The organism is Altibacter sp. HG106, assembly GCF_028561755.1.
In the GTDB taxonomy this organism is placed as follows: domain Bacteria; phylum Bacteroidota; class Bacteroidia; order Flavobacteriales; family Flavobacteriaceae; genus DFVG01.
Window position 1 is genome coordinate 526,086 of sequence record NZ_JAQQTD010000002.1, and the last position, 22,144, is coordinate 548,229.

Consider the following 22,144-nt stretch of genomic DNA (forward strand, 5'->3'; position numbering starts at 1 on the left):
ATTTTGATAAGTAAGAGTGAAATAAAATACATAACGGCACTGCATCAAAAAAAGTACCGTCAGCAGCACCAACTTTTTATAGCCGAAGGGCCAAAATTGATTGCAGACCTAATGGCCAGTGGTTGGGTTCCTGCCTATTATTTCACTACTGAAGACCGCGCAGAAGGCGTGCCTGAGTCGGTGTTTCAACAGGTTTCTGCTTCCGAGTTAAAAAAAATAAGCGCCTTGAAAACGCCTCACACGGCGCTGGCTGCTTTTCGCATCCCAAAATACAGGGTACAGAACGATGCTTCCCTAACCGTGGTGCTCGATTCGATACGAGACCCTGGGAATTTAGGGACCATCATCCGACTCTGTGATTGGTTTGGGGTCCATCAGTTGGTGTGCTCTGTCGACACAGTAGATTGTTACAATCCGAAGGTGGTACAGGCTACCATGGGGTCTTTGGCTAGGATTCCCATTATTTATACTGATGTTGCTTCGTTTATAGAAACCATAGACCTTCCCGTGTATGGGGCCTTCATGGACGGAGAAACAGTGTATAAAAGTCAGTTGCCCGATCGGGCGGTGCTTGTCATGGGAAATGAGGCCAATGGGATTTCAGAACAGCTCTCTAGCCTTGTTTCCCATCGTATCTCCATTCCACAATATGGTGCCAACCAAGAAACGGAAAGTCTCAATGTAGCGACTGCCACCGCAATTTTGCTCAGCGAGTTCAGGCGTACTACTGAAAGGTAAAGTTGATAAAAATACCGCGGGTCTTCATGCTTGCGATGTTTCCGGTCCACGGACTATTAGGATCGTCATCCGGTACCAACTCATCAGACAACGCAAAGACACCTCGAATCGAGGGGGTGAATTTGAAGAAATACAAATAGATATCTATTCCGAAGCCTAACTCGTAATAGTTGGTGGTATTGGTCATTCTAAATTGTCCTTCATTGTTGTCTTCCGGATTGCTTTCATTACTGGAAAGGTTTAAGGAAGTGGAAAGTCCGGCGACTACGAAAGGCTTTATATTATTGAGGCGTTTGGTAGAAAACTTCACCAGAAGCGGCACATGGATGTAGGTTGATTTCACCTCTCGTAAGGCATCCCGATCTTCGGTAAAGCCCGGAAACATTAAATTTCGCTGCGTAAAATATAAGCCCGGTTCCAACCGCAGATTGATGTAGTTGTTGATGCGCATATCGCCAATCAAACCTACATTGAATCCTACGTCGGCGCTCACCAGAATATCGGTGTTTTCACCAAAGTCTTCCTGGTTGTAATCAAATTCAAAATCGTAGCTGTTAAAGCCTAAAAAGTAGCCCCACGTAAGAAATCGCTTATCGAAGGTTTCGAGGTTTGCCAATCGTTCTTTACTGAATAGCTGTGCCTGTGCGCTTTGCGCGCCCAGCAATATCGCCAACACAACAAGTAGTTTCTTCATAGTTATTTTGTCGCCGTATAAATGGTTGCAACCCCTAGTGTTTGGGGGAGGTCTTCTACCTCTTTAAACCCTATTTTTCGTAAAATATTGTTGAGCTGTTCGCCATAGGGAAAAACCGAAGCGCTTTCGCTCAAATAGCGATACGCCACTTTATCCTTTGAAAAGAGTCTTCCCACAATGGGAAGCACCCCTTTGGAATAGAGATAGTACCCTTGTTTCCAGGGAAATCTCGTGGGCACCGAGGTTTCTAAAATGACAAAGATACCGCCGGGCTTCAGCACCCGAAGAATTTCTGAAAGTCCCGCTTCCAGATGTTCAAAATTTCGAATTCCGAAGGAAACCGTGATCGCTTCGAACAAATTAGCTTCAAAAGGCAGGGCTTCCGAATCACCTTTTACAAATTCAATGCGTTGAGCCCAGGTAGATTCAGCCACTTTTTTTCGAGCCACGGCCAACATTCCTTCCGACAGATCCAATCCAACAATCTTGGAGGCCTCCGATTCTTGCGCAAACTGTATGGCAAGATCTCCGGTTCCGGTAGCGATGTCTAAAATAGATTCAGGCTGGGTGGCCGTGACTTTTTGAATGACCTTATTCCGCCATTTTACATCTATTCCTAGTGAGATCACCCGATTCAAACCATCGTAATTGCCCGAGATGGTATCGAACATCTGTTCAACCTGCGCCTTCTTATTCTTTTCTGAATCTTTATACGGGGTGACCGGCTTTTTTTCCATAGCATTCTGAAAGGTGCAAACATACCAAATTTTGAATAGATTTTGTGCAGGGAAACTAGAATATCACTCCCTAGGCGGCTTGTAATAATACTGCTTCTTAACGTTTGTGTTTTTGAATTTTGCCTACATTTGCAATCGCATTGTGTAGCTGATTTTTATGAAAATTATCATTGCCGGAGCCGGTGAAGTAGGATTTCATTTAGCAAAACTCCTTTCTTTCGAGTCCCAAGACATTACTTTAATTGATACGGATCGTGAATCCCTTTCGTATGCAGATACCCATTTGGATATTCGTGTGGTGCGAGGGGATGCTACTTCGATTTCGGTTTTGAAGGACGCGCAAGTAGCCAATACACAGTTGGTAATCGCGGTAACGTCTAGCGAAACAACCAATATCACCGTATGCGTATTGGCAAAACAATTAGGGGCAGAGCGCACCATTGCGCGAATTTCTAATACCGAATTCATCGAGAATAAAGACGAAGTAGGGTTTACCAAATTCGGAATAGACGAATTGATCTCTCCCGAATCGCTGGCGGCACGTGAAATTGAATTGCTGCTAAATCAAAGTGGGTTTAACGATACCTATGAGTTTGATGAAGGTGCCTTGATGATGATCGGGCTCACCCTCTCACGAACGGCGGCTTTCGTAGGGAAATCGGTGCGACAACTGGCGGAAGATCATCCCGAGCTGTCATACATTCCGATAGCCATACAGCGCTATGGAACCCAATATACCTTGATCCCTCGAGGAGACACCCTATTTAAGGAGGGCGATCAAATTTACCTTATTACCAGTCCCGATGAAGTAAAACATATCTACACCCTCACGGGAAAAGTTCGAGAAGAGATCAAAAATGTCATGATTTTGGGCGGAAGTAAAATCGGTTATAAGGCTGCTTCCGATCTATGCAAAAGCAGGTTTAACGTGAAGTTGATCGAGAACAGCAAAGAGAAGGCTTTTGAGATTGCCGATGACATCCCAAGTTGTTTGGTAATCAATGGCGACGGACGCAATGTAGAATTGCTTGAAGAAGAATCCATTAACGAAATGGATGCGTTTATTTCGGTCACCGGAAATAGTGAAACCAATATCATGTCGTGCCTGGTGGCAAAAAGCAAAGGTGTGAAAAAGGCGATCGCTTTGGTGGAGAATATGGACTATTTTCAGCTATCGCAATCCATCGGTATTGATACCTTAATAAACAAGAAACTATTGGCGGCCAATAATATTTTTCGCCACGTACGAAAAGGCGAGGTAGTGGCGATGACCATGCTCAATAATATGAACGCAGAGCTGTTAGAATTTATGGTCACTCCTTCCGCAGAGGTCGCTAACAAACTCATTAAAGACATCGATTTTCCTAGATCAGCTATTATTGGTGGGATCATTCGCAACGGCGAAGGCATTATCGCTCTTGGTGATTTTGAAATTAAAACGGGAGACCGAATTGTGGTGTGTTGCTTGCCACAGTCCATTAAGAAAGTGGAAAAACTCTTCATGTAATGGGTTCCTTTTCCAAGCTTAACTACAAAATTATTTTTCACCTTATGGGCCTGCTGTTGCTGGTAAACGGAGGCTTTATGCTGCTATCGGCCCTGGTGAGTGTTCTGTATCATGACGGCGTTGCACTAGAGATGTTGTATGCTGGTCTCACCACCCTAACGCTAGGTGGGGCTTTGATGCTAAGCACCAAACGCCATAAAAAAGAACTTCAAAAGCGAGATGGGTATATCATCGTAAGTTTCGGTTGGGTAGTCATGTCGCTGGCGGGAACCTTACCCTATCTTTTTACGCAAGCCATTCCCACCTTTGCGGATGCTTTTTTTGAGACGATGAGTGGCTATACTACTACGGGGGCCACCATTTTAAATGATGTTGAGATCATTCCGAAGGGAGTCTTATTTTGGAGAAGCATAACCCATTGGATCGGTGGCATGGGAATTATCGTCCTTGCCATCGCTATTTTACCACTGTTGGGGATTGGAGGTATGCAGTTATTTGCCGCGGAAGCACCCGGTCCTGGAGGCGATAAACTGCATCCACGTATCACCGATACGGCTAAGAGATTATGGCTGATCTATGTGGGATATACCATTATTGAAACCATATTATTAAAGGTCGCCGGAATGTCTTTTTTCGATGCCTTGAACCATTCTCTTAGTACCTTAAGTACGGGTGGGTTCTCTACCAAAAATGCCAGTGTCGCACACTGGAACGGTCAACCCATCATACAATATATTATCATCGTCTTTATGTTTCTGGCAGGAACCAACTTTGTCTTGAGTTATTTTGCGTTCAAGACGAAATTTCGACGGATTCTACTGGATACCGAGTTTAAATTTTATGCGCTAAGTATTCTGGGGTTGAGTCTGGCGGCCGGACTCATCATCTATTTTAAAACCGATATAGGAGCTGAAGTATCTGGCTATGTCATGCCGTTTGGACGGTTGGAGGCTTCCTTTCGCCATGCAGTTTTCCAGGTATTGGCGGTGGTTACCACTACTGGTTTTGTAACTGCCGATTTCACACAATGGACCGCCTTTTTGACGATATTTTTCTTCGGAATGATGTTTTTGGGTGGGTCTTCTGGGTCTACTTCCGGGGGGATCAAAATTGTACGGCACTTGATCATGATTAAAAACGGAATTCTGGAGTTTAAGCGAGCGCTTCATCCCAATGCGATTCTTCCGGTACGCTATAACAATAAAGCCGTACAACAGCCCATTGTATATAATATTCTGGGCTTTTTTATACTCTATATGCTTGCCTTTATCATGGGCGTACTGGTGTTCTCATGGTTGGGGCTGGACTATAAAACGGCCTTGGGGGGTGCGGCGTCAACGCTGGGTAATGTAGGGCCTGCCTTGGGAGACCTTGGTCCGGTAGAAACCTATGCCAAACTGCCCGTTGCTGCAAAGTGGTGGGCTAGCTTTCTGATGCTTATCGGAAGGCTCGAGTTATTTACCGTACTCATTATCTTCACGCCGTTCTTTTGGCGAAACCGTTAAGATTCAACCTTCAGTTTAGAGGCTAATTCTTTCGCGCGTTCGGTGACAGAAACCAGGTCTTCGGAAAGCGAATCGTATGTAACCACTACGCCCATTCTACGCTGGGGTTGTGCGCTTGGTTTTCCAAAAATCCTGAAATCACTTTTTGCTTCGGAAGCAATCGTTTCTATGCCGGTTACCTTGGGTTGGTCTGAATGTTCGGAAGCCAACACTACTGCTGAAGCCCCGATGCGTTCTTGAGTAATGGCAGGTATGGGCCATCCTAAAATAGCCCGTAGATGCAATTCGAATTCGTTGAGGTTTTGCGTGCCAGCCAAAGTGACCATGCCGGTGTCGTGCGGACGCGGCGAAAGCTCTGAAAAATACACGCCATTTTCGCCTACAAAAAACTCTACGCCCCAAATTCCGGCGCCGCCTAAGGCTTTGGTTACGGCTGCCGCCATCTCTTGTGCGGTTTTTAAATGATGTGATTCCATGGGTGCCGGTTGCCAGCTTTCCCGATAGTCGCCGTCTTCTTGTCGATGTCCGATAGGAGGGCAGAACAAGGTGGGGCCGTTTTTTTGAGTGACCGTTAGTAAGGTAATTTCGTATTCAAAGCTGATGAAAGCTTCCACGATTACTTCAGCCACATCGCCTCGCGAACCCGATTGAGAATAGGTCCAGGCAGTTTCAATATCGGCTTCCGAATGAATCGTACTTTGACCTTTTCCGCTCGAAGACATCAAAGGCTTCACCACACATGGGGTCCCAATACGCTGTACCGCGGCTCGAAGCGTTTCCACCGAATTCGCATACTCATAGGCTGCGGTTTTGAGTCCTAATTCCTTGGCAGCCAAATCGCGAATGGCTTTGCGGTTCATGGTATAATTGGCAGCTTTGGCCGATGGTACTACGGTATAACCTTGCTCCTCGTAGGTGTAGAAGCGTTCGGTTCTAATGGCTTCGATCTCTGGAACAATATAATCGGGTTGATATTTTTCTACAAGTGCATCCAGAGAAGCGCCGTCTAACATATTGATGACTTCATTGCCATCGGCTACCTGCATGGCCGGTGCACCGGCATAGCTATCAACCGCTATGATGGTTTGGCCAACGCGTTGCGCAGCGATCGTGAATTCTTTTCCTAATTCGCCGCTTCCCAGTAATAAGATTGTCGCCATGGATTATGTCGTTAAGGCGTTTTTCATTCGTTTTAGTGCTTCTTTGATGTCTGCTTCGGAAGCTGCATAGGAAATACGAATACAATTTGGGTCACCAAAAGCTTCGCCTGTAACCGTAGCTACAGCCGCATGTTCTAACAAGAACAGACTAAAGTCAGAAGCGTTATTGATCATCATTCCTTTGAGCGTTTTTCCGAAGTAATACGACACATCTGGAAATACATAAAAAGCACCTTCCGGTTCGTTGGTTTTCATTCCCGGAATTTCCTGTAAGAGATCAAGAATCAGTGCGCGTCTTGAACGAAACGCGTCTACCATATAGTGTATCTTGCTAGGAGAGGCTTCTAAGGCCGTAATAGTTGCTTGCTGCGCAATACAATTGGCGCCACTGGTAACCTGACCTTGCATTTTAGTACAGGCTTTAGCGATCCATTCGGGGCCGCCCATATATCCGATACGCCAACCGGTCATTGCATAGGCTTTCGAGATACCGTTTACCGTCACCGTTCTGTCGTACATATCGTCAAAAGCCGCCATGCTCGCATGACCTTGCCCTGTGAAGTTAATATGTTCATAGATCTCATCACTAATTACGATGATGTTAGGATACTTTACCAAGACATCGGCCAAGGCTCTTAGCTCTTCCTCACTATAAACCGATCCACTCGGGTTACAGGGGGAACTATAGATCATCATTTTTGTTTTGGGCGTAATGGCAGCCTCGAGCGCTTGAGGGGTTACTTTAAAATCGCTTTCAATGCCGGTCTCAATTTCAACAGGCACTCCTCCCGCTACTTTGCTGATATCGCTATAGCTAACCCAGTAGGGTGCCGGTAACAGCACTTCGTCTCCTTCGTTCAGTAACACCTGTGCTAGATTTGCCAAAGTTTGCTTGGCACCGGTGGATACTACAATTTGCCTGGGTGAATAGGTGAGGCCGTTGTCTCGCTTGAATTTTGTGATGATAGCTTGTTTTAGCGCTCCGTATCCATCCACGGGTGTATACGAGTGATAATCATCTTCTATCGCTTTAATGGCTGCAGCCTTAACAAAATCGGGAACGGTAAAATCGGGTTCCCCAAGGCTAAGACCGATGATGTCTTTGCCGGCCTCACGTAATTCGCGTGCTTTGGCGGCCATGGCAAGCGTGGCAGAGGTTGCCATGTTGTTGACACGATCTGAAAGATGTTGGTTCATAACGCTAAGAGGTTAGTTGCGGCATAGCGCCCATTTGTTTTAAGTGTCTAAAATGTGCGATCAGAGCGCTGCGAGTGGATTTATATTCGAGATACGGAAGATTAAATTCTTCTGCTGTCTTTTTAACAATGTCCGAAATTTTGGTATAGTGAACATGGCTTATGTGCGGAAAAATATGATGTTCCACCTGATGATTAAGACCACCCGTAAACCAATTCATTACTTTGTTCTTCGTTGAGAAATTAACCGTCGTAAACAGCTGATGAATCGCCCAGGTATTTTTCATAGAGCCTGAATCATCCGGAAGGGGCATATCGGTGGCCTCTACTACATGTGCCAATTGAAACACGAGGCTTAAGATAAGTCCGGCGGTGTAATGCATAATAAAAAAGCCAATCAATACTTGCCACCAGGCAACGTCTAAGATAAGCATGGGCAGTAAGATCCAAATGGCAAAATAAAGTAGTTTGGTAGCAATTAGCGTGCTCCATTGCCACACCGGATTGGGTAACTTTCCGTATGACAATTTTCTATTTAGGTATCGTTTCGTCTGCATAAAATCAGCAGTGATCAACCAATTTACGGTTAATAATCCGTATAAGAACACACTGTAAATATGTTGGAAGCGATGAAATCTACGCCATTTTGAATGTTGTGAAAAACGAATAATACGTCCGGCTTCAAGATCTTCATCATGGCCGTGGATGTTTGTGTAGGTGTGGTGAAGCACATTGTGTTGTACTTGCCAATTATATACATTCCCAGAAAGTAAATACATACTTCCTCCCATGAGTTTATTGACCCATTTTTTAGAGGAATAGGAGCCGTGATTGCCATCGTGCATTACGTTCATACCCACACCTGCCATGCCTACGCCCATCAGAACGCTAAAGAGGATCAAGGTCCATCCCGGAAGGGGTAAGGTTAAGATTAGAATAAAGGGTACAATGTAAAGCGATAACATGACCACCGTCTTTAGGTGTAATTTCCAGTTACCGGTGCGCCGAATATTGTTTTCTTTGAAGTATTGATTAACCCGTTTGTTGAGGGTTCTAAAAAATTGAGCCGAATCGACTCTTGAAAATTTGACTTGAGGAGTACGAATCATGATGTATGCTGATAAATAATCCCATTTTATGGGGAAGTCGCTAAGGTACACATTGTAATTGAAACCTTTGGTTTCAGCCCTGAAAATTTATAAAGAATCCGCTACCTTTGTCGAGAATTCAGCCTATGGAACTCATTCAAAAATATTTTCCCGATCTCAGCGATACCCAACAGCGTCAATTCCTACTCCTTGAAGGACTTTATAAGGATTGGAATCTAAAGATCAATGTGGTTTCTCGTAAGGATATAGACGAATTGTATTTGCGTCATGTGCTGCATTCGTTGGGAATCGCCAAAGTACAGGCATTCCATTCGGGTTCTCGGGTACTAGACGTAGGAACAGGCGGAGGATTTCCCGGAATTCCCCTGGCCATCCTTTTTCCGGGAACACATTTTCATTTGGTTGATAGTATTGGTAAAAAGATGAATGTGGTACAGGAAGTGGCCACCGGATTGGGCCTCCAAAATGTTCAACTTACCAATGATCGTGTGGAAACCATCACCGATCAATACGACTTCATCGTGAGTAGGGCAGTAGCTAAAATGGAAACCTTTGTGCATTGGGTGCGCGGTCGTATCGCGAAGAACAGCACGCATGAGCGAAAAAACGGCATTTTGTATCTAAAAGGAGGAGATCTTTCGGAAGAGTTGGCGTTGTACAAAAATGCGCAAGTAATTCCCTTAACTGAGTATTTCGAGGAATCTTTTTTCGAGACGAAAAGTGTGGTCTACCTTCCGCTGAAATATAAGGGTTAGCGGAGGCTACCCATGGCGCTGCAGGAACCACTGCAAGGCAATCAAGGTTTTTCCATCTATAACGGTGTCTTTAATAAAAGAAGAAACGCTCTGGGCCGGAATCTTATGAATCTCAATATCTTCATCTTCGGAAGCCACACCGCCCCCTTCAAACGTACGATCTGCTTGTGTCACTTCAGCATAGAACAAATGACATAATTCGGTGCAGGCTCCTGGAGAAGGGTAGAAGTGGGCGATCTTTTGTGGGTGCTCAATAACATAGCCTACTTCTTCTTTTGTTTCGCGAATCACACAGGCAACCGGAGGTTCTTCTTCTTCCATAGATCCAGCTGGAATTTCAAACATCCAGCCTATTTTATGAAGGGTGGTCGGATAGCGAAATTGACGGGTTAGTATTAATTGATCGGTATCTTTTTCGTAGAGAAGAATGGCCACAGAATCCCCGCGGTGAAATGCCAATCGGTCGACCGTAATAGGAGCTCCACTAAAAGTGTCATGGGTTATAGTAGCCTTCAGCATGGTGTAATGATCATGAAACACTTCTTGTTGTTTGCTGACCTTATAGCTCATGTTTTTTTCCATAGTCTCTAAAGATAAAAATAAAAACCCCGACCTAGGCCGGGGTTTTTGAAATATAAATTGGTTGGTTAGTTGTTGATCACTAGTTTTTTAACCTGCGTGTCGCCTTGACTCTCAATGCGAACAAAATAGGTTCCGGCGCTCAACTGAGAGACGTTCAGCGAAGTGTCTCCAGAAATTCCTGTGGTAGTAATGACAGATTTTCCAACAATGTCGAATATCGCTACGGAAGCATTCTCTAAATTCGTGATGGTTACGCGATCATTTGCCGGGTTCGGGTACATCACGATGTTGGCAAGGGTGTTATCTTCGATTCCGAAGTTTCCTTGGGACCCAAAATTGGTTTGGATTCCCGTTCCGTAATTTCCACTCGTAGCAAAGATGGTCGTGCCGTCCGAATCGAGTAAGCTCACGGCTCCTCCACCGTCTCCGTAAGAGTCGATAAGATAGAAACTATAGCAGCCCTCGTCTAGTTGGAAAGTTTCTTCAATGGTGATATTGTTTCCGTAAGGTCCACCTTCATCAACAATAGTTCCGTTGCTGTCCTCAAGCCTCCTGGTACACTCAGAACCCCAGTTATCAGTATTGAGTGTAAGATAGAACGTTCCTGTACCTTCAATGGCTTCATCAAAAGAAACACTAACATCGTTATTTGAATTATTATCGTCTGAAACAATGGAGATTTCCACATTATTGGTCGCCTGCATGGTGTATGGAATTGCCGGTAACTCAATATCTATATATTCCATTTGTCCTAAGGTGCCGGTCCATGTATAGGTTTCGGTAGCACCCCCATTCACAGAATATTCGAAATCCAGGGAAGTGACCACGTTCTCACCTAAATTTTGTGTGCTAACCACCGGTGCGATTTCAGAAGCACACTGATCTAGGATGTCTTTTGCAAAACGAAGAGAAACATCATCTTGAAATTCAAAATTAGTAAAAGTTGGGAATGCACCATTTCCACTAATCAATTCCTGAGTCGTTTCAGTCATGAACACAACCACTTCCATATCGATTAATTCGGTTGGAATTCCGTTGTAATCATCAGGAATGGTGTAAGTGTAGGTTCGATCGACGAAAGAGCCACTAGTAGTGGTCGTAATATCTTCTCCCCACTGTCCGGTAAGCATATGAACCAAACGATGTTGGTGTACATATTCATTACCACTGCCACCTCCAACTTGTGGCCCTAGTGTATTATTCTGAAGCAGCGCCACATTCAATTTATTGGTTCCTAAGGGGCTGTCGCCCGTGTAATAAGCTTCAACATGCACGGTTATTTCCTTGGTTTGTACATCAATTTCGGCTTCTGTCGCTAGATTTACATAGGAAGCTTCTCCTAGTATTTCATTGGAAGCGCTTACCCATTGATTTCGGCTCATGGCCGTACTCCCAGCATTTTGACCTTGTCCCGGGAAAACGTGTCAGTTTACGGTTCCTGCTGGATACCCTGCTAAATTCGATTGGTTGGCGATGGCGGTACCAAAAGAAGTACGAACGACCGTAGAAACGGAAATCGAACCCCTTTCTATTATCATTCCGAAGCAAAAATTGTCATTGAGGATTATACGGGTACTTAGTGTGGCTTCTGCCCAAGAATTACGGCGGCGATTGACGCGGTGCATGCACTCACCGAAGATATCGTTGTGGTAGCCATTCACAATGATGATGAAATGGCACTCCCTTATGAAGGCGATATTCGAGAAGAGTTTGGAGTGTTTGGATTTCCTTCCGGAAGGTTGAATAGAACGATCAATTGGAGAAATCCACATCCTGTTGAAGAGGTGACAGATATCGCCGGTTAAGATACCGATTTGGCCATTGGGATTACCTCCCAACTCGATGGGAGCACATTGGCGGTACAGGTAACGGTAGCTTCAGAAGTAGCCATTAGTGATAAAAAGCTGGTGCTCTATCTTGTAGAAGATGGGATCATTGCCGATCAGGTAAATTATTATAACGAGGACGAGGGGAGTCCATTCTTTGGACTCGGAAACCCAATCCCCAATTACGAGCACAAAGACGTGTTGCGTGCCTCTTTGACGGATATATTTGGGGATGCCATTTCAGCCACCCCCGCGCTCACTGATGTCACAGCCAATTATTCTATAGAATTGAATAGCGCCTTTAATCCTGAAAAACTTCGCTTGGTAGCGATGGTGGTCGGCCCCGATAATACCGCTGTCAACGGTCAGGAAGCAACGGTAGACTCGACTGTTGGATATGAGTAATATTCATATCATCATACCATAAAAAATCCCGCTCTCGAGCGGGATTTTTTATGGTAATCGTTTCCCTATCCTAAGAAGGGATATTTGTAATCACTAGGCGATACAAAGGTCTCTTTAATCATTCGCGGCGATACCCAACGGTACAGGTTTAGCTTGCTTCCGGCTTTGTCATTGGTTCCGCTGGCGCGGGCCCCTCCAAAGGGTTGTTGCCCAACCACAGCTCCGGTAGGCTTATCATTTAGGTAAAAATTACCGGCCGCATTTTCCAGTCGCTGGGTCGCCTGATTCAATGCGTATCGGTCGCCACTAAATACCGCTCCGGTAAGCGCGTATTCGCTAGTGTTATCTACCAGATCCAGCGTTTCTTCCCAGGCATCGTCTTTGAACACATAGATGGTTACTACCGGTCCAAACAATTCGGTACACATAGTAGCATATTTAGGATCGTCTGTTTTGATGATCGTTGGGTGCACAAAGTATCCTTCCGATTTATCGTAGGTACCACCCACTACAATTTCTGCATTCTGGTCGATTTGAGCTTGATCGATATAGCTTGCAAGTTTATCGAAACTGCCTTCATGGATCACTGCGGTAACGAAGTTTTCCATGTTTTCAGGAGAACCTATTTTGAAGGAATTGACATCGCCAATAACGTGATCACGTACGTCTTCCCAAATGCTTTCGGAAATGTAACAGCGACTCGCGGCACTACATTTTTGTCCTTGAAATTCAAAGGCTCCTCTCGAGATAGCGGTGGCCACGTGTGCCGGATTCGATGATTTATGCGCTACGATGAAGTCCTTTCCACCCGTTTCCCCGACAATACGAGGATAGGTTTTGTACGTGTGAATGTTATTGCCAATCTTTTTCCAAAGATCCTTGAATACGTCGGTGGAACCGGTAAAGTGAAGTCCGCTGAAATCCGGACTCTCCAACACGGTATCTGTAATCATCACCGGGTCGCCCATTACCATATTAATCACACCATCAGGAACGCCTGCTTCACGGAATACGTCCAAGACGACTTTAGCGGAGTACACCTGACTATCACTTGGCTTCCAAAGTACCACATTGCCCATTAGCGCGGCACTGGCTGGGAGGTTTCCGGCAATTGCCGTAAAGTTGAAAGGCGTTATCGCATACACAAAACCTTCTAGCGGTCGGTATTCCAATCGGTTCCAGGCATCAGAGGTCGATTCCGGCTGTTCCGAATAGATCTCTGTCATAAACTGTACATTGAACCGCAAAAAGTCAATGAGCTCACAAGCCGAATCAATTTCTGCCTGATGAATGGTTTTGGATTGCGCCAACATGGTTGCCGCATTGATTTTAGCGCGGTAGGGTCCGGCAATCAATTCGGCTGCTTTTAAGAAAATACCGGCACGGTGTTCCCACGGCATGGCTGCCCATTTTTTTCGAGCTTCCAAGGCCGTTTCAATCGCTTGTTTCACATGTTTTTTCTCAGCTTTGTGAAAAACTCCCAGGGCGTGTTTGTGATCATGGGGAGGCGACATGGTTGCCGTGTTTCCAGTTTCAATCTCTTTGCCGTTTATGAACAAAGGAACATCTACTGTTTGTTGATACATTTTTTTATAGGTATTCAACACTTCTTCGCGTTCCGGACTCCCCGGAGCGTATGATAAAATAGGCTCGTTTACGGCTAGTGGCACGTCAAAAAATCCTTTTCCCATGATTGTTGTTATTTAGATTGATTTGTAGGGTGCAAAGGTACGAATTTAACTACCAATGCGCCAATGCCCTGATTTTAAATGTTTCGTTAAATTAGGCTATATTTGGCGCTATGTGTACGCTCACTTTTGTGCCGAAAAACAATGGTCGGTTTCTAATAACATCCAATCGGGATGAAGCGCCTCAACGAGAAACTGAGGCGCCTACCGTTTCGATGATCGACGACACCCGTGTCTTGTTTCCGAAGGATAAGCAGGCTGGAGGTACTTGGATTGGCCTTAGTGATCAGAAGCGAATGATTTGTTTGCTGAATGGAGGGTTTACCGCCCACAAACGCAAAGAGGCCTACCGTATGAGTCGCGGACTTATTGTAAAGGAATTGCTGAAAACACAACACTTGAAGGAAACGATTAGTGCCTATGATTTTAACGGAATTGAACCCTTTACGTTGATTGCTGTCTCGTGGAAACACGATTCCGAATTATTGGAGGTAGTTTGGGATGGGCGTACGGCACATGTAGAAGCAAAGCCCTGGCATCCTGCCATCTGGTCATCTTCTTTATTGTACACTCCAGAAATGAAAATGGCACGGGAAACATGGTTTGCTTCCTTTCTGAATACACATCCCAATCCATCGAGTGAAGAATTACGTAGATTTCACCAAACAGCGGGAAAGGAGTGTCCAGAATATTCTCTTGTCATGGATCGCGGCTTCGTACGCACCAAGAGCATTACACAAATTAAAAGGGAGGAGGTTGTAAGTATGTGGTATCAATCGCTACCAAAAGGCAACGAAAATGAAATTATTTTTTGAAGGCAACCGGTAACATACTCGTCTTGGCTTGGCCCGATACCTTTGTCACGCACAGTGATGAATGGTTGTGTTCCTTGCTGCCGTGGTTCGGACTAGGTACTCGTAACGCGATAAAAGCGGGCCATGCCGCCATGGTGCTCATTGAAAATAAAACCGGGAATTGTGCGTATTTCGACTTTGGACGTTACATTACACCTTCGGGAATGGGGCGCGTACGGGGAGCGCAGACCGATTTTGAGCTCGCCATCCCGATGAAAGCGCACATTTGCAACGACGGGATCATCGAAAATCTTTCCGATATCCTGAGATGGTTATCAGCACATCCCGATAAGACCCATGGGGAAGGCCGCTTGGTCGCTTCCGTTTGTAATTCAATATCGTACGAAAAGGCACTGGAGTACGTTCAAAACATGCAGTATAAGGGTAGTATTCCCTACGGAGCATTTCATAAAAAGGGGAGTAATTGCGCACGCTTCGTGGCAGATACTATCTTGGCCGCTACACACGATGAGGAGATTCAGAAGGCGCTTCGATTCAACAAAAAATTTACCCCAAGTACGGTTGGGAATGTCGAAAAAGCAGCGTCTTCACTAGGTGTTTTTGAAGTCGTGGCCGGAACCGTTCGGCGCTATAAAGGCAGTGCCCTCCGTGAAAACCTGACAAACTATTTTAGCCGAACCAGAACGAAGGTATCCCGAATTCGCGAGCCCCAATTTCCGGAAAATAGTTGTCGATTAGAAGGGATTGGCAGCTCAGCGGTGTTTGAATGGGTGGAAGAGGAACAGCTTCCAACACATCACTATCGCATTCGGAAATACAATGAAGACGGATTGATAGACTACGATGGAGTATATGTTTCAGAAAACTTTGATCCCGGATTGCCGTTCCAGTTTACCTACGACTCACACTGCGCTTTCTGTCATGTGATTCAGCAAGAAAAACGTATTAAATTACATGGATTGATGCCGTTTGAGCGATTTGAAATGCAATTAGCAAGCTCTTCGGCCTAAGCTGTCTTAATTCAAACAGAATTGGGCGCTCAATTGGAAGGGAGGAATCCGAACTTTAAAAAGGGTTTTGTTTTCCAAATTGACCATGTGATACCATCCGCGCATACTGCCTACAGGCGCTCTCAACAAACAGCCGCTGCTGTAGGTGTGCTGTTCTCCAGGTTCGATCACCGGTTGTTGGCCAATCACGCCATCACCGGTAACTTCTTCCATTTGATTCAACGCATCTTGAATGATCCAATGGCGCGAGATCAATTGTACCGTGCTTTTACCCGTGTTTTCAATGGTGATGGTGTACGAAAACGCATAGTTTTCCAATAAGTGCTTCTGAAGAACTCCTTCGAAGTTACTGGTAACTGAAATACGTATGCCTTTCGTTATTTTTTGAGTCATTTTTCTAATACATGGCCGCTGTTATCAGGAAAAACAAGGTGGCAAACAGCGTGGAACTAATCCAGAATACAATGTTTAAAAATATAAATTTTAAAATTGTTATGATGCGGTTTTGCTGATAAAAATTCCGAAGTGCTTTGTAAAAATAGAAGGGCCCGATGATGGAAAACACGATCCCGCTGAACAAATTCATGTCAAGAATGGTGTCGGGTATCAAGCAGATCATCGATGCCAGAAAAACGAAACTGAAAATATGGAAGATAAAGATCATATGTTCCATATAGGTATACTTCTTTTTAGAATAGATCAACCAAAAGAACAGGGCATAGACCGGGGTGAAGAAGAACACAAAGAAAGGTGTCTTCTCGATGAGGTAATACACAAAGGCCGAAGGATTTTCCTGGATTCGTTCAAGCGCCTGAACCTTATTATACGCCCATCGATTATAGGTAGAGTTGTTGTGTTGTAAGCTGTCTAATGCGCGTTCTGAACTTTTGATCTGCGTGGTTTTATAAAAATCCCAATAGAGCTCAAATCGCGAAAAAACCCGATCCCCACGCTGCATGGAATCAAGTTGTTCCTCCGAAATTCGTTCGTAGGTGTGGGCCTCATCTTTCTCTTTATCTTTCGGAAGAAAAGGGATATATGATTTAAGTATAGAATCGGCTTCCTCATTCGAGTATTTCGCTTTTTGATTCCAGAGCGAATCGGCGGGAATATTATTGGCTCGAAACACCGAATCGATCGTGATTGAATCGCGTTCCGAGAGATTGTCCAACGCCTTGGAAGGGTCGGTGAACTTGACAATGCCATCAGAATCGGGATCGTTAAAATCTCCCATCAAATTATTGCTTCCGGTAAAAGTTGCGATGAGACTTTGTAGAATAAAATAAATGATCGAGACGCTTAGAAAGAACCGAAACGGATTGGCGTACTTTAAGCGCTGTCCGTGTACATAGTTTCGGGTGATGACTCCGGGACGAAATAGCAAGTCCTTTAAGGTATATCGAAAGCGAGAATCGTAGGTAATGATGCTCCCCAGAAACTCACCGAAGAAGTCTTTTAACGAGAGGTTCTTCGTGGTGTTCATTTGAGAACAATACGGGCAGTAGCGATTGGTAAGTTCTAAGGGCTGCCCGCAATTAAGGCATTCGGTGCCCCGATACTTACTCGCCTTCCGACTGTTACTTACAACTGGTTTGTCATCGCTCACTTCGTAAAAGTAGTGAAAACTTCGTTTTGTTAATCAGTCTTGCTTCGGAAGGAGTTTTTTAATTATTCGTAATGTTTTCTGAATTCGCGCGGCCCATCCCAACAATACGGTCAAAGCGGGCTCCCAAATCTCTGAAGTACACGAGTACGGTGTAATCATTTTCAGTTTGCCAGTGGTTTCCGCTGATAAAACCTTCGTCAATTGTGCCATCGCGATCTACTAGCACATACTTGTAGTTGTAAAAGCCTTGTTTAAACAGACGGAAATTTGTGTAGGTATCGGTGGCTTCATCATAGCGCATCCAGGTAGACGCGTCGATACTCCAATTGTTGAAGTTTCCGTAGAGATGAATTTCCTTGTCGCCAATATCATCAAAATTTTGAAGTTTAAAGTGCATGCGTACGTATTCGGCTTCGATGGCTGGGTTTGCGACGTCTATATTCCGCACCACAAAATTTCCGTTGATATCAGGATTGTAAGTATATATTCGGTCCCTTCGGGTGCGATCGGTATAGAGATAGTTTTCATAAACATCGGTGAGTTCTATTCGGCGTACGCCATTGCTGGCTGATCGAACATCCTTGTTGTCATAACTCAAAAACTCATTCCCGCCCCAGAAAGCCGCTTCCTGATCGTAGCGATAGATTAGTTCGCTCCCTAGAGTGTACTGCGGAACTAAATCGGTGATGGCCGTTTTGAGGTTGCTGTTTTGCAGCACCAGGGTCTTTACTGTTTGCTTCGGATTAATCAACAGCAGGTTAGGAGAGTTGATAGTGAACTGCACCACCTGCTTCGATTCTATAAACTCTAATTTTCGTGATCGTTTGATCTCTACGCCCACGCCGACCAAGTTTTCCATGATCATGAACTTCCGGGTAAACATTAATACACCATCATCATCGAACACGCTTAATAAGTAATTACCGCTTTTGGTCAAACCTCGCGTTTCCCGGTTGGGAATCGTTAAGGTGTAATGCGAATAAATTTGAAGGGCGTTCAAAGAGTTCTCATAGGTCTCTATCCGAACATCATCAAAGCCCAGTAAATATTCACCTTTACTCAAGTCGCTTGGCGACCAATCAAAATTGTGGTGGGTAATGGTGTAAAAATAATCAGCTTCATCTCCATTGATATCATCAAAACTCAATTGCAGTCGCTCTCCAAGATTGATGATGGGCAACTGACTTTGATTGGTACCTCCTTGAAACTGAATGGTTCTTATATATTCGGGTTCTACCTTATCAATAAGTTGCGCATGTAGTTGAAAGCAAAAGAATATCGCAAGAAATGCCAAAAAGGTTCGAAGCATGGTAATTTTGTTTGTGGGCTAAAGATAAACAATTTTCGTGCCGTACAAGGATGTGAAATGTTTCTCGCAACTGAGAAAATTTATGAAACAATTATTGTGGGTTGCTGTCTAAAATTCATAAATTTGCACACCCGAAAATTGGGCGTAGACCCTTCGGGAAAAAAGTTATTGAGTAGTAACACATGTATCCTATGTCCAAAGACATTAAGATTAAAAAAGGTCTTAACATCAAATTAAAAGGCGAAGCGGATAAAACACTTTCCAAAGCACCACGCTCCCGTACTTTTGTTATTCGACCTTCCGACTTTCATCTGGTCACTCCAAAAATGGTCATTAAAGAAGGAACTAGCATTCAAGCTGGAGACACGCTTTTTTATTCCAAAAATGACGAAGCGATCAAATTCGCTTCTCCCGTGAGTGGCACGTTAGCCAAGATAGAACGTGGCGCAAAACGAGTCATTACCGCTGTGGAAATCGAGGCAGACACCCAAGATTCATTTAAGGAATTTGGAACTACAGATGTCGCTTCGGCTACTGCTGATGCGATCAAAGAGCGCTTGTTAGAGAGCGGTTGCTGGCCTTTTATCAAGCAACGGCCCTACGATGTGATCGCCGACCCGGAAACCAGTCCACGAGATATTTTTATTTCAGCCTATACCACCGCGCCCTTGGCAGCCGATGTAGATTTTTCGCTTCGCGGAAAGGAAATGGAGTTGCAAGCAGCGGTTACGGCACTTCGCAAACTAACAGATGGAAACGTACATGTAACCATCGCAAAAAGTGGAACCTCTCCTTTTGAAGGATTAAAAGATATTGAACTGCACAAGGCTACAGGGCCGCATCCCGCCGGAAACGTAGGAACGCAAATCGCTAAGATCGCTCCGGTGAATAAAGGAGAAACGGTTTGGACGGTTGCTGCGCAAGATTTAGTGATTATTGGGGAGTTGCTACTCACTGGTAAATTCAATGCAGAACGCGTCGTGGCGCTCGTAGGATCTTCTGTAAAGACTCCAAAATACTACACCACGCGCATCGGATCGGAAGTGTCAACCTTTATGTACGATTCGGGACTTTCCGAAGAGAATGTACGCGTCATCAGTGGCGATGTGCTTACGGGAGATGAAATTTCTCCAAAGGGGCATTTAGGATTCTATCACAATACCGTATCGGTGATTCCGGAGGGTGACGATTATGAGTTCTTTGGATGGAACAAACCGGTATTCAACAAAGTATCTACCACGAGAGCCCTTACGTTCTCCTGGATGAATCCAAATAAGAAATACGAATTAGATACCAATACCAACGGAGAGCATCGCGCCTTTGTGGTGACGGGAAATTACGAAGAAGTATTTCCGCTGGACATCTATCCACTACAATTGCTCAAGGCTTGTATGGTACAAGATTTGGATCAAATGGAAGCCTTGGGGATGTACGAAGTAGCCCCGGAAGATTTCGCGTTAACAGAATTTATCTGTATTTCCAAACAACCGCATCAGAAAATAATTCGTAACGGCTTGGACCTTATGTACAAAGAAATAGGATAATGCTATGGGATTGAAACAGAAATTACATACGCTTAAAGAAAAATACAAAGGCAAAAAGATGGCTCCGGCTTTCAATGCCTTACACACGTTTTTATACCTGCCCAATGAAACTACCCATGGGGGAACTCATATTAAAGTAGCAGACGATCTAAAGCGAACCATGAATACGGTGATCTTGGCGTTAGTGCCTTGTTTGATCTTCGGAATATTCAATGCCGGATATCAGCATTACGCAGCCATCGATGAAACACTTCGCGCTAATCCTTGGGCGAATTTCATTACGTGGGACAACTTCATCATGGGATGCTGGACCGTGCTTCCACTGGTCATCGTTTCCTACGGAGTAGGATTGGCGATCGAATTCTTATTTGCCGTGATCAAAGGGCATGAAGTAGAAGAAGGGTATTTGGTTACGGGCATGTTAGTTCCCTTGATCGTGCCGGTAGACCTTCCGCTTTGGATGCTCGCCGTGGCGGTTGCTTTTGGTGTCGTTATCGGAAAAGAAGTTTTTGGAGGTACCGGAATGAATATTCTCAATCCGGCGCTGACCATCCGTGCCTTCCTGTTCTTTGCATATCCAACCTGGATGAGTGGTGATAAGGTGTGGGTGCATCAAGCTGTTGAGCGTGCCGGGACACCAGACGCCATTTCCGGAGAGACGATTTTAGGAAGTTACGCACAAAATCAGGATGTGGTGTACAGCCTAAGCGACATGTTCTACGGGTTTATTCCTGGTTCGGTAGGAGAAACATCAAAAATATTAATCATCTTGGGAGCAGCTATCTTGATCTTTACAAAGATCGGGAGTTGGCGCATCATTTTTAGTACGCTTGTAGGAGCCTTGACCATGGGCTTGATCTTCAATGGAGTGGTAGAAGCCGGATGGATTGGAGAATCGTCTAAATTTTGGGGCTTGATGAACGTACCGTTCTGGCAACATTTAATTATTGGTAGCATTTTGTTTGGTGCCGTCTATATGGCAACCGATCCCGTAACAGCTTCTCAAACTAACAAGGGAAAATGGATTTATGGGTTCTTAATCGGATTGATTTCCATATTAATTAGGGTGTTCAACCCAGCCTATCCTGAAGGTGTGTTCTTGGCAATTTTGTTGATGAATGTATTTGCGCCAACCATCGATCACTACGTGCTGCAAGGAAACATCAAAAAAAGAATGAAACGTCTAAAAGTTAAAACAGCGTAAGCATGGCAATTGATACGGACAAAAATAGTTATACCATCATTTTCGCCGTGATCATGGTGGTTGTGGTAGGATCGCTCTTGGCAGGTTTTGCAAGCGGACTAAAACCTACCATTAAAGAAAATGAACAGCGCGAGAAACAGCAGAACATTCTCTACGCCATGGGCGTGAACAATAATGATCCTGACGACAGCAGTGTGGCGTTTATTCAGGAAGATGTGGAGGCTACCTTCAAAGAGTATATCACCAAACAATTGGTGATTCAAGATGGAGAAGTCACAGAAGATGACCAGGCCTATCTGATCGATATTAAGAAAGAAGAAACCAAAGCAAAAGATCCCGAATACAAACGCCGCCTACCGCTGATGGTGGGTGAAAAAGACGGAAAAGAGGTCTATGTAATGCCCGTGCGTGGAAAAGGACTCTGGGACGCGATCTGGGGTTTTGTTGCCGTGGACAAGAGCATGACAATTACTGGGGTGTATTTCGATCACAAGGGAGAAACGCCGGGACTGGGTGCAGAAATCAAACAGCGTTATTTTATGGACGACTTCACAGGAGAAAGTTTCTTAAATGGAGGCGCTTTTAAAGGAATTGATGTTGCCAAAGGAAATAACGACCCAAACAATACAGATACTTCCGATAACGAAGTAGACGCCCTCGCAGGTGCTACGATTACCGGTGATGGTGTAACGGCTATGCTTCGGAAAGATATCAAGATGTACGTACCCTATTTTCAATCCTTAAATCAATAAGA

The 22,144-nt window shown here is 44.7% G+C and carries 22 protein-coding genes and 1 pseudogene; 11 read left to right on the plus strand and 12 right to left on the minus strand.

Going from position 1 to position 22,144, the window contains the following annotated elements:
• The first annotated feature begins 3 nt into the window (after nt 1–3).
• Nucleotides 4–738, plus strand: a complete 735-nt coding sequence (locus tag PO830_RS05200; RefSeq protein WP_272852471.1) for a TrmH family RNA methyltransferase — start codon at nt 4–6, stop codon at nt 736–738.
• Here the strand turns inward: PO830_RS05200 and porT are convergent.
• Entirely contained in the window at nt 725–1,432 is a 708-nt protein-coding gene (gene porT / locus PO830_RS05205) for a type IX secretion/gliding motility protein PorT/SprT (protein WP_272852472.1), read from the minus strand. The two genes, PO830_RS05200 and porT, sit on opposite strands and share 14 nt — an antisense overlap.
• Before the next feature lie 2 nt (nt 1,433–1,434).
• Nucleotides 1,435–2,169 carry a bifunctional demethylmenaquinone methyltransferase/2-methoxy-6-polyprenyl-1,4-benzoquinol methylase UbiE gene (gene ubiE, locus PO830_RS05210; protein ID WP_272852473.1) on the minus strand — a complete coding sequence of 245 codons (735 nt, stop codon included), beginning with the start codon at nt 2,167–2,169 and terminating at the stop codon, nt 1,435–1,437.
• Between the two features lie 157 nt (nt 2,170–2,326).
• Between ubiE and trkA the strand changes: the two genes are divergently transcribed.
• The gene (gene trkA, locus PO830_RS05215; RefSeq protein WP_272852474.1) at nt 2,327–3,676 is read left to right on the plus strand and encodes a Trk system potassium transporter TrkA; all 1,350 of its coding nucleotides are present in this window, start codon (nt 2,327–2,329) and stop codon (nt 3,674–3,676) included.
• A 44-nt stretch (nt 3,677–3,720) separates the two neighbouring features.
• Nucleotides 3,721–5,181 (plus strand): TrkH family potassium uptake protein, encoded by a 1,461-nt coding sequence (locus PO830_RS05220; RefSeq protein ID WP_272852475.1) that lies wholly within the window; start codon nt 3,721–3,723, stop codon nt 5,179–5,181.
• On the opposite strand, the gene purT is transcribed toward PO830_RS05220, so the two are convergent.
• Genes purT through PO830_RS05235 form a run of 3 tightly spaced genes read right to left on the minus strand, consistent with a single transcriptional unit; the run spans nt 5,178 to nt 8,646 of the window.
• The gene (purT, locus tag PO830_RS05225) at nt 5,178–6,341 is read right to left on the minus strand and encodes a formate-dependent phosphoribosylglycinamide formyltransferase (protein WP_272852476.1); all 1,164 of its coding nucleotides are present in this window, start codon (nt 6,339–6,341) and stop codon (nt 5,178–5,180) included. The two genes, PO830_RS05220 and purT, sit on opposite strands and share 4 nt — an antisense overlap.
• Nucleotides 6,342–6,344: 3 nt before the next feature.
• Nucleotides 6,345–7,538, minus strand: coding sequence for a pyridoxal phosphate-dependent aminotransferase (locus tag PO830_RS05230; protein WP_272852477.1), 1,194 nt, complete (start codon nt 7,536–7,538; stop codon nt 6,345–6,347).
• Nucleotides 7,539–7,542: 4 nt separating this feature from the next.
• Nucleotides 7,543–8,646: a fatty acid desaturase family protein gene (locus PO830_RS05235; protein WP_272852478.1), complete on the minus strand. Its 1,104-nt coding sequence runs from the start codon at nt 8,644–8,646 to the stop codon at nt 7,543–7,545.
• Between the two features lie 125 nt (nt 8,647–8,771).
• On the opposite strand from PO830_RS05235, the gene rsmG reads away from it, so the two are divergent.
• Complete coding sequence (rsmG, locus tag PO830_RS05240) at nt 8,772–9,401, plus strand: 16S rRNA (guanine(527)-N(7))-methyltransferase RsmG (RefSeq protein WP_272852479.1); 630 nt, start codon at nt 8,772–8,774, stop codon at nt 9,399–9,401.
• A 6-nt stretch (nt 9,402–9,407) separates the two neighbouring features.
• Here rsmG and PO830_RS05245 read toward each other — a convergent pair whose 3' ends face one another.
• From PO830_RS05245 to PO830_RS05255, 3 genes and pseudogenes are all read right to left on the minus strand, one after another.
• Nucleotides 9,408–9,971 carry an NUDIX domain-containing protein gene (locus PO830_RS05245; RefSeq protein ID WP_272852480.1) on the minus strand — a complete coding sequence of 188 codons (564 nt, stop codon included), beginning with the start codon at nt 9,969–9,971 and terminating at the stop codon, nt 9,408–9,410.
• Nucleotides 9,972–10,048: 77 nt separating this feature from the next.
• On the minus strand, nt 10,049–10,993 hold the full coding sequence (locus PO830_RS14820) for a T9SS type A sorting domain-containing protein (RefSeq protein WP_336375862.1): 945 nt from the start codon (nt 10,991–10,993) through the stop codon (nt 10,049–10,051).
• Nucleotides 10,967–11,371 (minus strand): annotated as a pseudogene (locus PO830_RS05255) (Omp28-related outer membrane protein); the annotation flags it as partial. The gene PO830_RS14820 and the pseudogene PO830_RS05255, both read right to left, overlap by 27 nt.
• Before the next feature lie 231 nt (nt 11,372–11,602).
• Here PO830_RS05255 and PO830_RS05260 point away from each other — a divergent pair.
• Nucleotides 11,603–11,788, plus strand: coding sequence for a hypothetical protein (locus PO830_RS05260; RefSeq protein WP_272852481.1), 186 nt, complete (start codon nt 11,603–11,605; stop codon nt 11,786–11,788).
• 9 nt (nt 11,789–11,797) lie between these two features.
• Entirely contained in the window at nt 11,798–12,214 is a 417-nt protein-coding gene (locus PO830_RS05265; RefSeq protein ID WP_272852482.1) for an Omp28-related outer membrane protein, read from the plus strand.
• Between the two features lie 65 nt (nt 12,215–12,279).
• Here PO830_RS05265 and pruA read toward each other — a convergent pair whose 3' ends face one another.
• On the minus strand, nt 12,280–13,905 hold the full coding sequence (pruA, locus tag PO830_RS05270; RefSeq protein ID WP_272852483.1) for an L-glutamate gamma-semialdehyde dehydrogenase: 1,626 nt from the start codon (nt 13,903–13,905) through the stop codon (nt 12,280–12,282).
• A gap of 110 nt (nt 13,906–14,015) precedes the next feature.
• On the opposite strand from pruA, the gene PO830_RS05275 reads away from it, so the two are divergent.
• Nucleotides 14,016–14,717: an NRDE family protein gene (locus PO830_RS05275; RefSeq protein WP_272852484.1), complete on the plus strand. Its 702-nt coding sequence runs from the start codon at nt 14,016–14,018 to the stop codon at nt 14,715–14,717.
• Nucleotides 14,714–15,727, plus strand: coding sequence for a DUF6695 family protein (locus tag PO830_RS05280; RefSeq protein WP_272852485.1), 1,014 nt, complete (start codon nt 14,714–14,716; stop codon nt 15,725–15,727). The genes PO830_RS05275 and PO830_RS05280 overlap by 4 nt, the downstream gene beginning before the upstream one ends.
• Before the next feature lie 6 nt (nt 15,728–15,733).
• On the opposite strand, the gene apaG is transcribed toward PO830_RS05280, so the two are convergent.
• Genes apaG through PO830_RS05295 form a run of 3 tightly spaced genes read right to left on the minus strand, consistent with a single transcriptional unit; the run spans nt 15,734 to nt 18,642 of the window.
• Nucleotides 15,734–16,120 (minus strand): Co2+/Mg2+ efflux protein ApaG, encoded by a 387-nt coding sequence (apaG, locus tag PO830_RS05285; protein ID WP_272852486.1) that lies wholly within the window; start codon nt 16,118–16,120, stop codon nt 15,734–15,736.
• A 4-nt stretch (nt 16,121–16,124) separates the two neighbouring features.
• Nucleotides 16,125–17,333 (minus strand): DUF3667 domain-containing protein, encoded by a 1,209-nt coding sequence (locus PO830_RS05290; protein WP_272852487.1) that lies wholly within the window; start codon nt 17,331–17,333, stop codon nt 16,125–16,127.
• Between the two features lie 58 nt (nt 17,334–17,391).
• Nucleotides 17,392–18,642, minus strand: coding sequence for a type IX secretion system plug protein (locus tag PO830_RS05295; RefSeq protein WP_272852488.1), 1,251 nt, complete (start codon nt 18,640–18,642; stop codon nt 17,392–17,394).
• Between the two features lie 191 nt (nt 18,643–18,833).
• On the opposite strand from PO830_RS05295, the gene PO830_RS05300 reads away from it, so the two are divergent.
• Genes PO830_RS05300 through PO830_RS05310 form a run of 3 tightly spaced genes read left to right on the plus strand, consistent with a single transcriptional unit; the run spans nt 18,834 to nt 22,142 of the window.
• Nucleotides 18,834–20,186, plus strand: a complete 1,353-nt coding sequence (locus PO830_RS05300) for a Na(+)-translocating NADH-quinone reductase subunit A (RefSeq protein ID WP_272852489.1) — start codon at nt 18,834–18,836, stop codon at nt 20,184–20,186.
• Nucleotides 20,187–20,190: 4 nt separating this feature from the next.
• Entirely contained in the window at nt 20,191–21,390 is a 1,200-nt protein-coding gene (locus PO830_RS05305; protein WP_272852490.1) for an NADH:ubiquinone reductase (Na(+)-transporting) subunit B, read from the plus strand.
• Nucleotides 21,391–21,392: 2 nt separating this feature from the next.
• Complete coding sequence (locus PO830_RS05310) at nt 21,393–22,142, plus strand: Na(+)-translocating NADH-quinone reductase subunit C (RefSeq protein ID WP_272852491.1); 750 nt, start codon at nt 21,393–21,395, stop codon at nt 22,140–22,142.
• Nucleotides 22,143–22,144: the final 2 nt, after the last annotated feature.

Bases quoted from the DNA above. Each gene is read 5' to 3' on its own strand.
- ubiE (WP_272852473.1), bottom strand. From the start codon at position 2,169: ATGGAAAAAAAGCCGGTCACCCCGTATAAAGATTCAGAAAAGAATAAG.
- apaG (WP_272852486.1), bottom strand. From the start codon at position 16,120: ATGACTCAAAAAATAACGAAAGGCATACGTATTTCAGTTACCAGTAAC.
- PO830_RS05275 (WP_272852484.1), top strand. From the start codon at position 14,016: ATGTGTACGCTCACTTTTGTGCCGAAAAACAATGGTCGGTTTCTAATA.
- PO830_RS05230 (WP_272852477.1), bottom strand. From the start codon at position 7,538: ATGAACCAACATCTTTCAGATCGTGTCAACAACATGGCAACCTCTGCC.
- PO830_RS05305 (WP_272852490.1), top strand. From the start codon at position 20,191: ATGGGATTGAAACAGAAATTACATACGCTTAAAGAAAAATACAAAGGC.
- porT (WP_272852472.1), bottom strand. From the start codon at position 1,432: ATGAAGAAACTACTTGTTGTGTTGGCGATATTGCTGGGCGCGCAAAGC.
- pruA (WP_272852483.1), bottom strand. From the start codon at position 13,905: ATGGGAAAAGGATTTTTTGACGTGCCACTAGCCGTAAACGAGCCTATT.
- PO830_RS05245 (WP_272852480.1), bottom strand. From the start codon at position 9,971: ATGAGCTATAAGGTCAGCAAACAACAAGAAGTGTTTCATGATCATTAC.
- PO830_RS05300 (WP_272852489.1), top strand. From the start codon at position 18,834: ATGTCCAAAGACATTAAGATTAAAAAAGGTCTTAACATCAAATTAAAA.
- trkA (WP_272852474.1), top strand. From the start codon at position 2,327: ATGAAAATTATCATTGCCGGAGCCGGTGAAGTAGGATTTCATTTAGCA.
- rsmG (WP_272852479.1), top strand. From the start codon at position 8,772: ATGGAACTCATTCAAAAATATTTTCCCGATCTCAGCGATACCCAACAG.
- PO830_RS05220 (WP_272852475.1), top strand. From the start codon at position 3,721: ATGGGCCTGCTGTTGCTGGTAAACGGAGGCTTTATGCTGCTATCGGCC.
- PO830_RS05310 (WP_272852491.1), top strand. From the start codon at position 21,393: ATGGCAATTGATACGGACAAAAATAGTTATACCATCATTTTCGCCGTG.
- PO830_RS14820 (WP_336375862.1), bottom strand. From the start codon at position 10,993: ATGGAAGTGGTTGTGTTCATGACTGAAACGACTCAGGAATTGATTAGT.
- PO830_RS05295 (WP_272852488.1), bottom strand. From the start codon at position 18,642: ATGCTTCGAACCTTTTTGGCATTTCTTGCGATATTCTTTTGCTTTCAA.
- PO830_RS05235 (WP_272852478.1), bottom strand. From the start codon at position 8,646: ATGATTCGTACTCCTCAAGTCAAATTTTCAAGAGTCGATTCGGCTCAA.
- purT (WP_272852476.1), bottom strand. From the start codon at position 6,341: ATGGCGACAATCTTATTACTGGGAAGCGGCGAATTAGGAAAAGAATTC.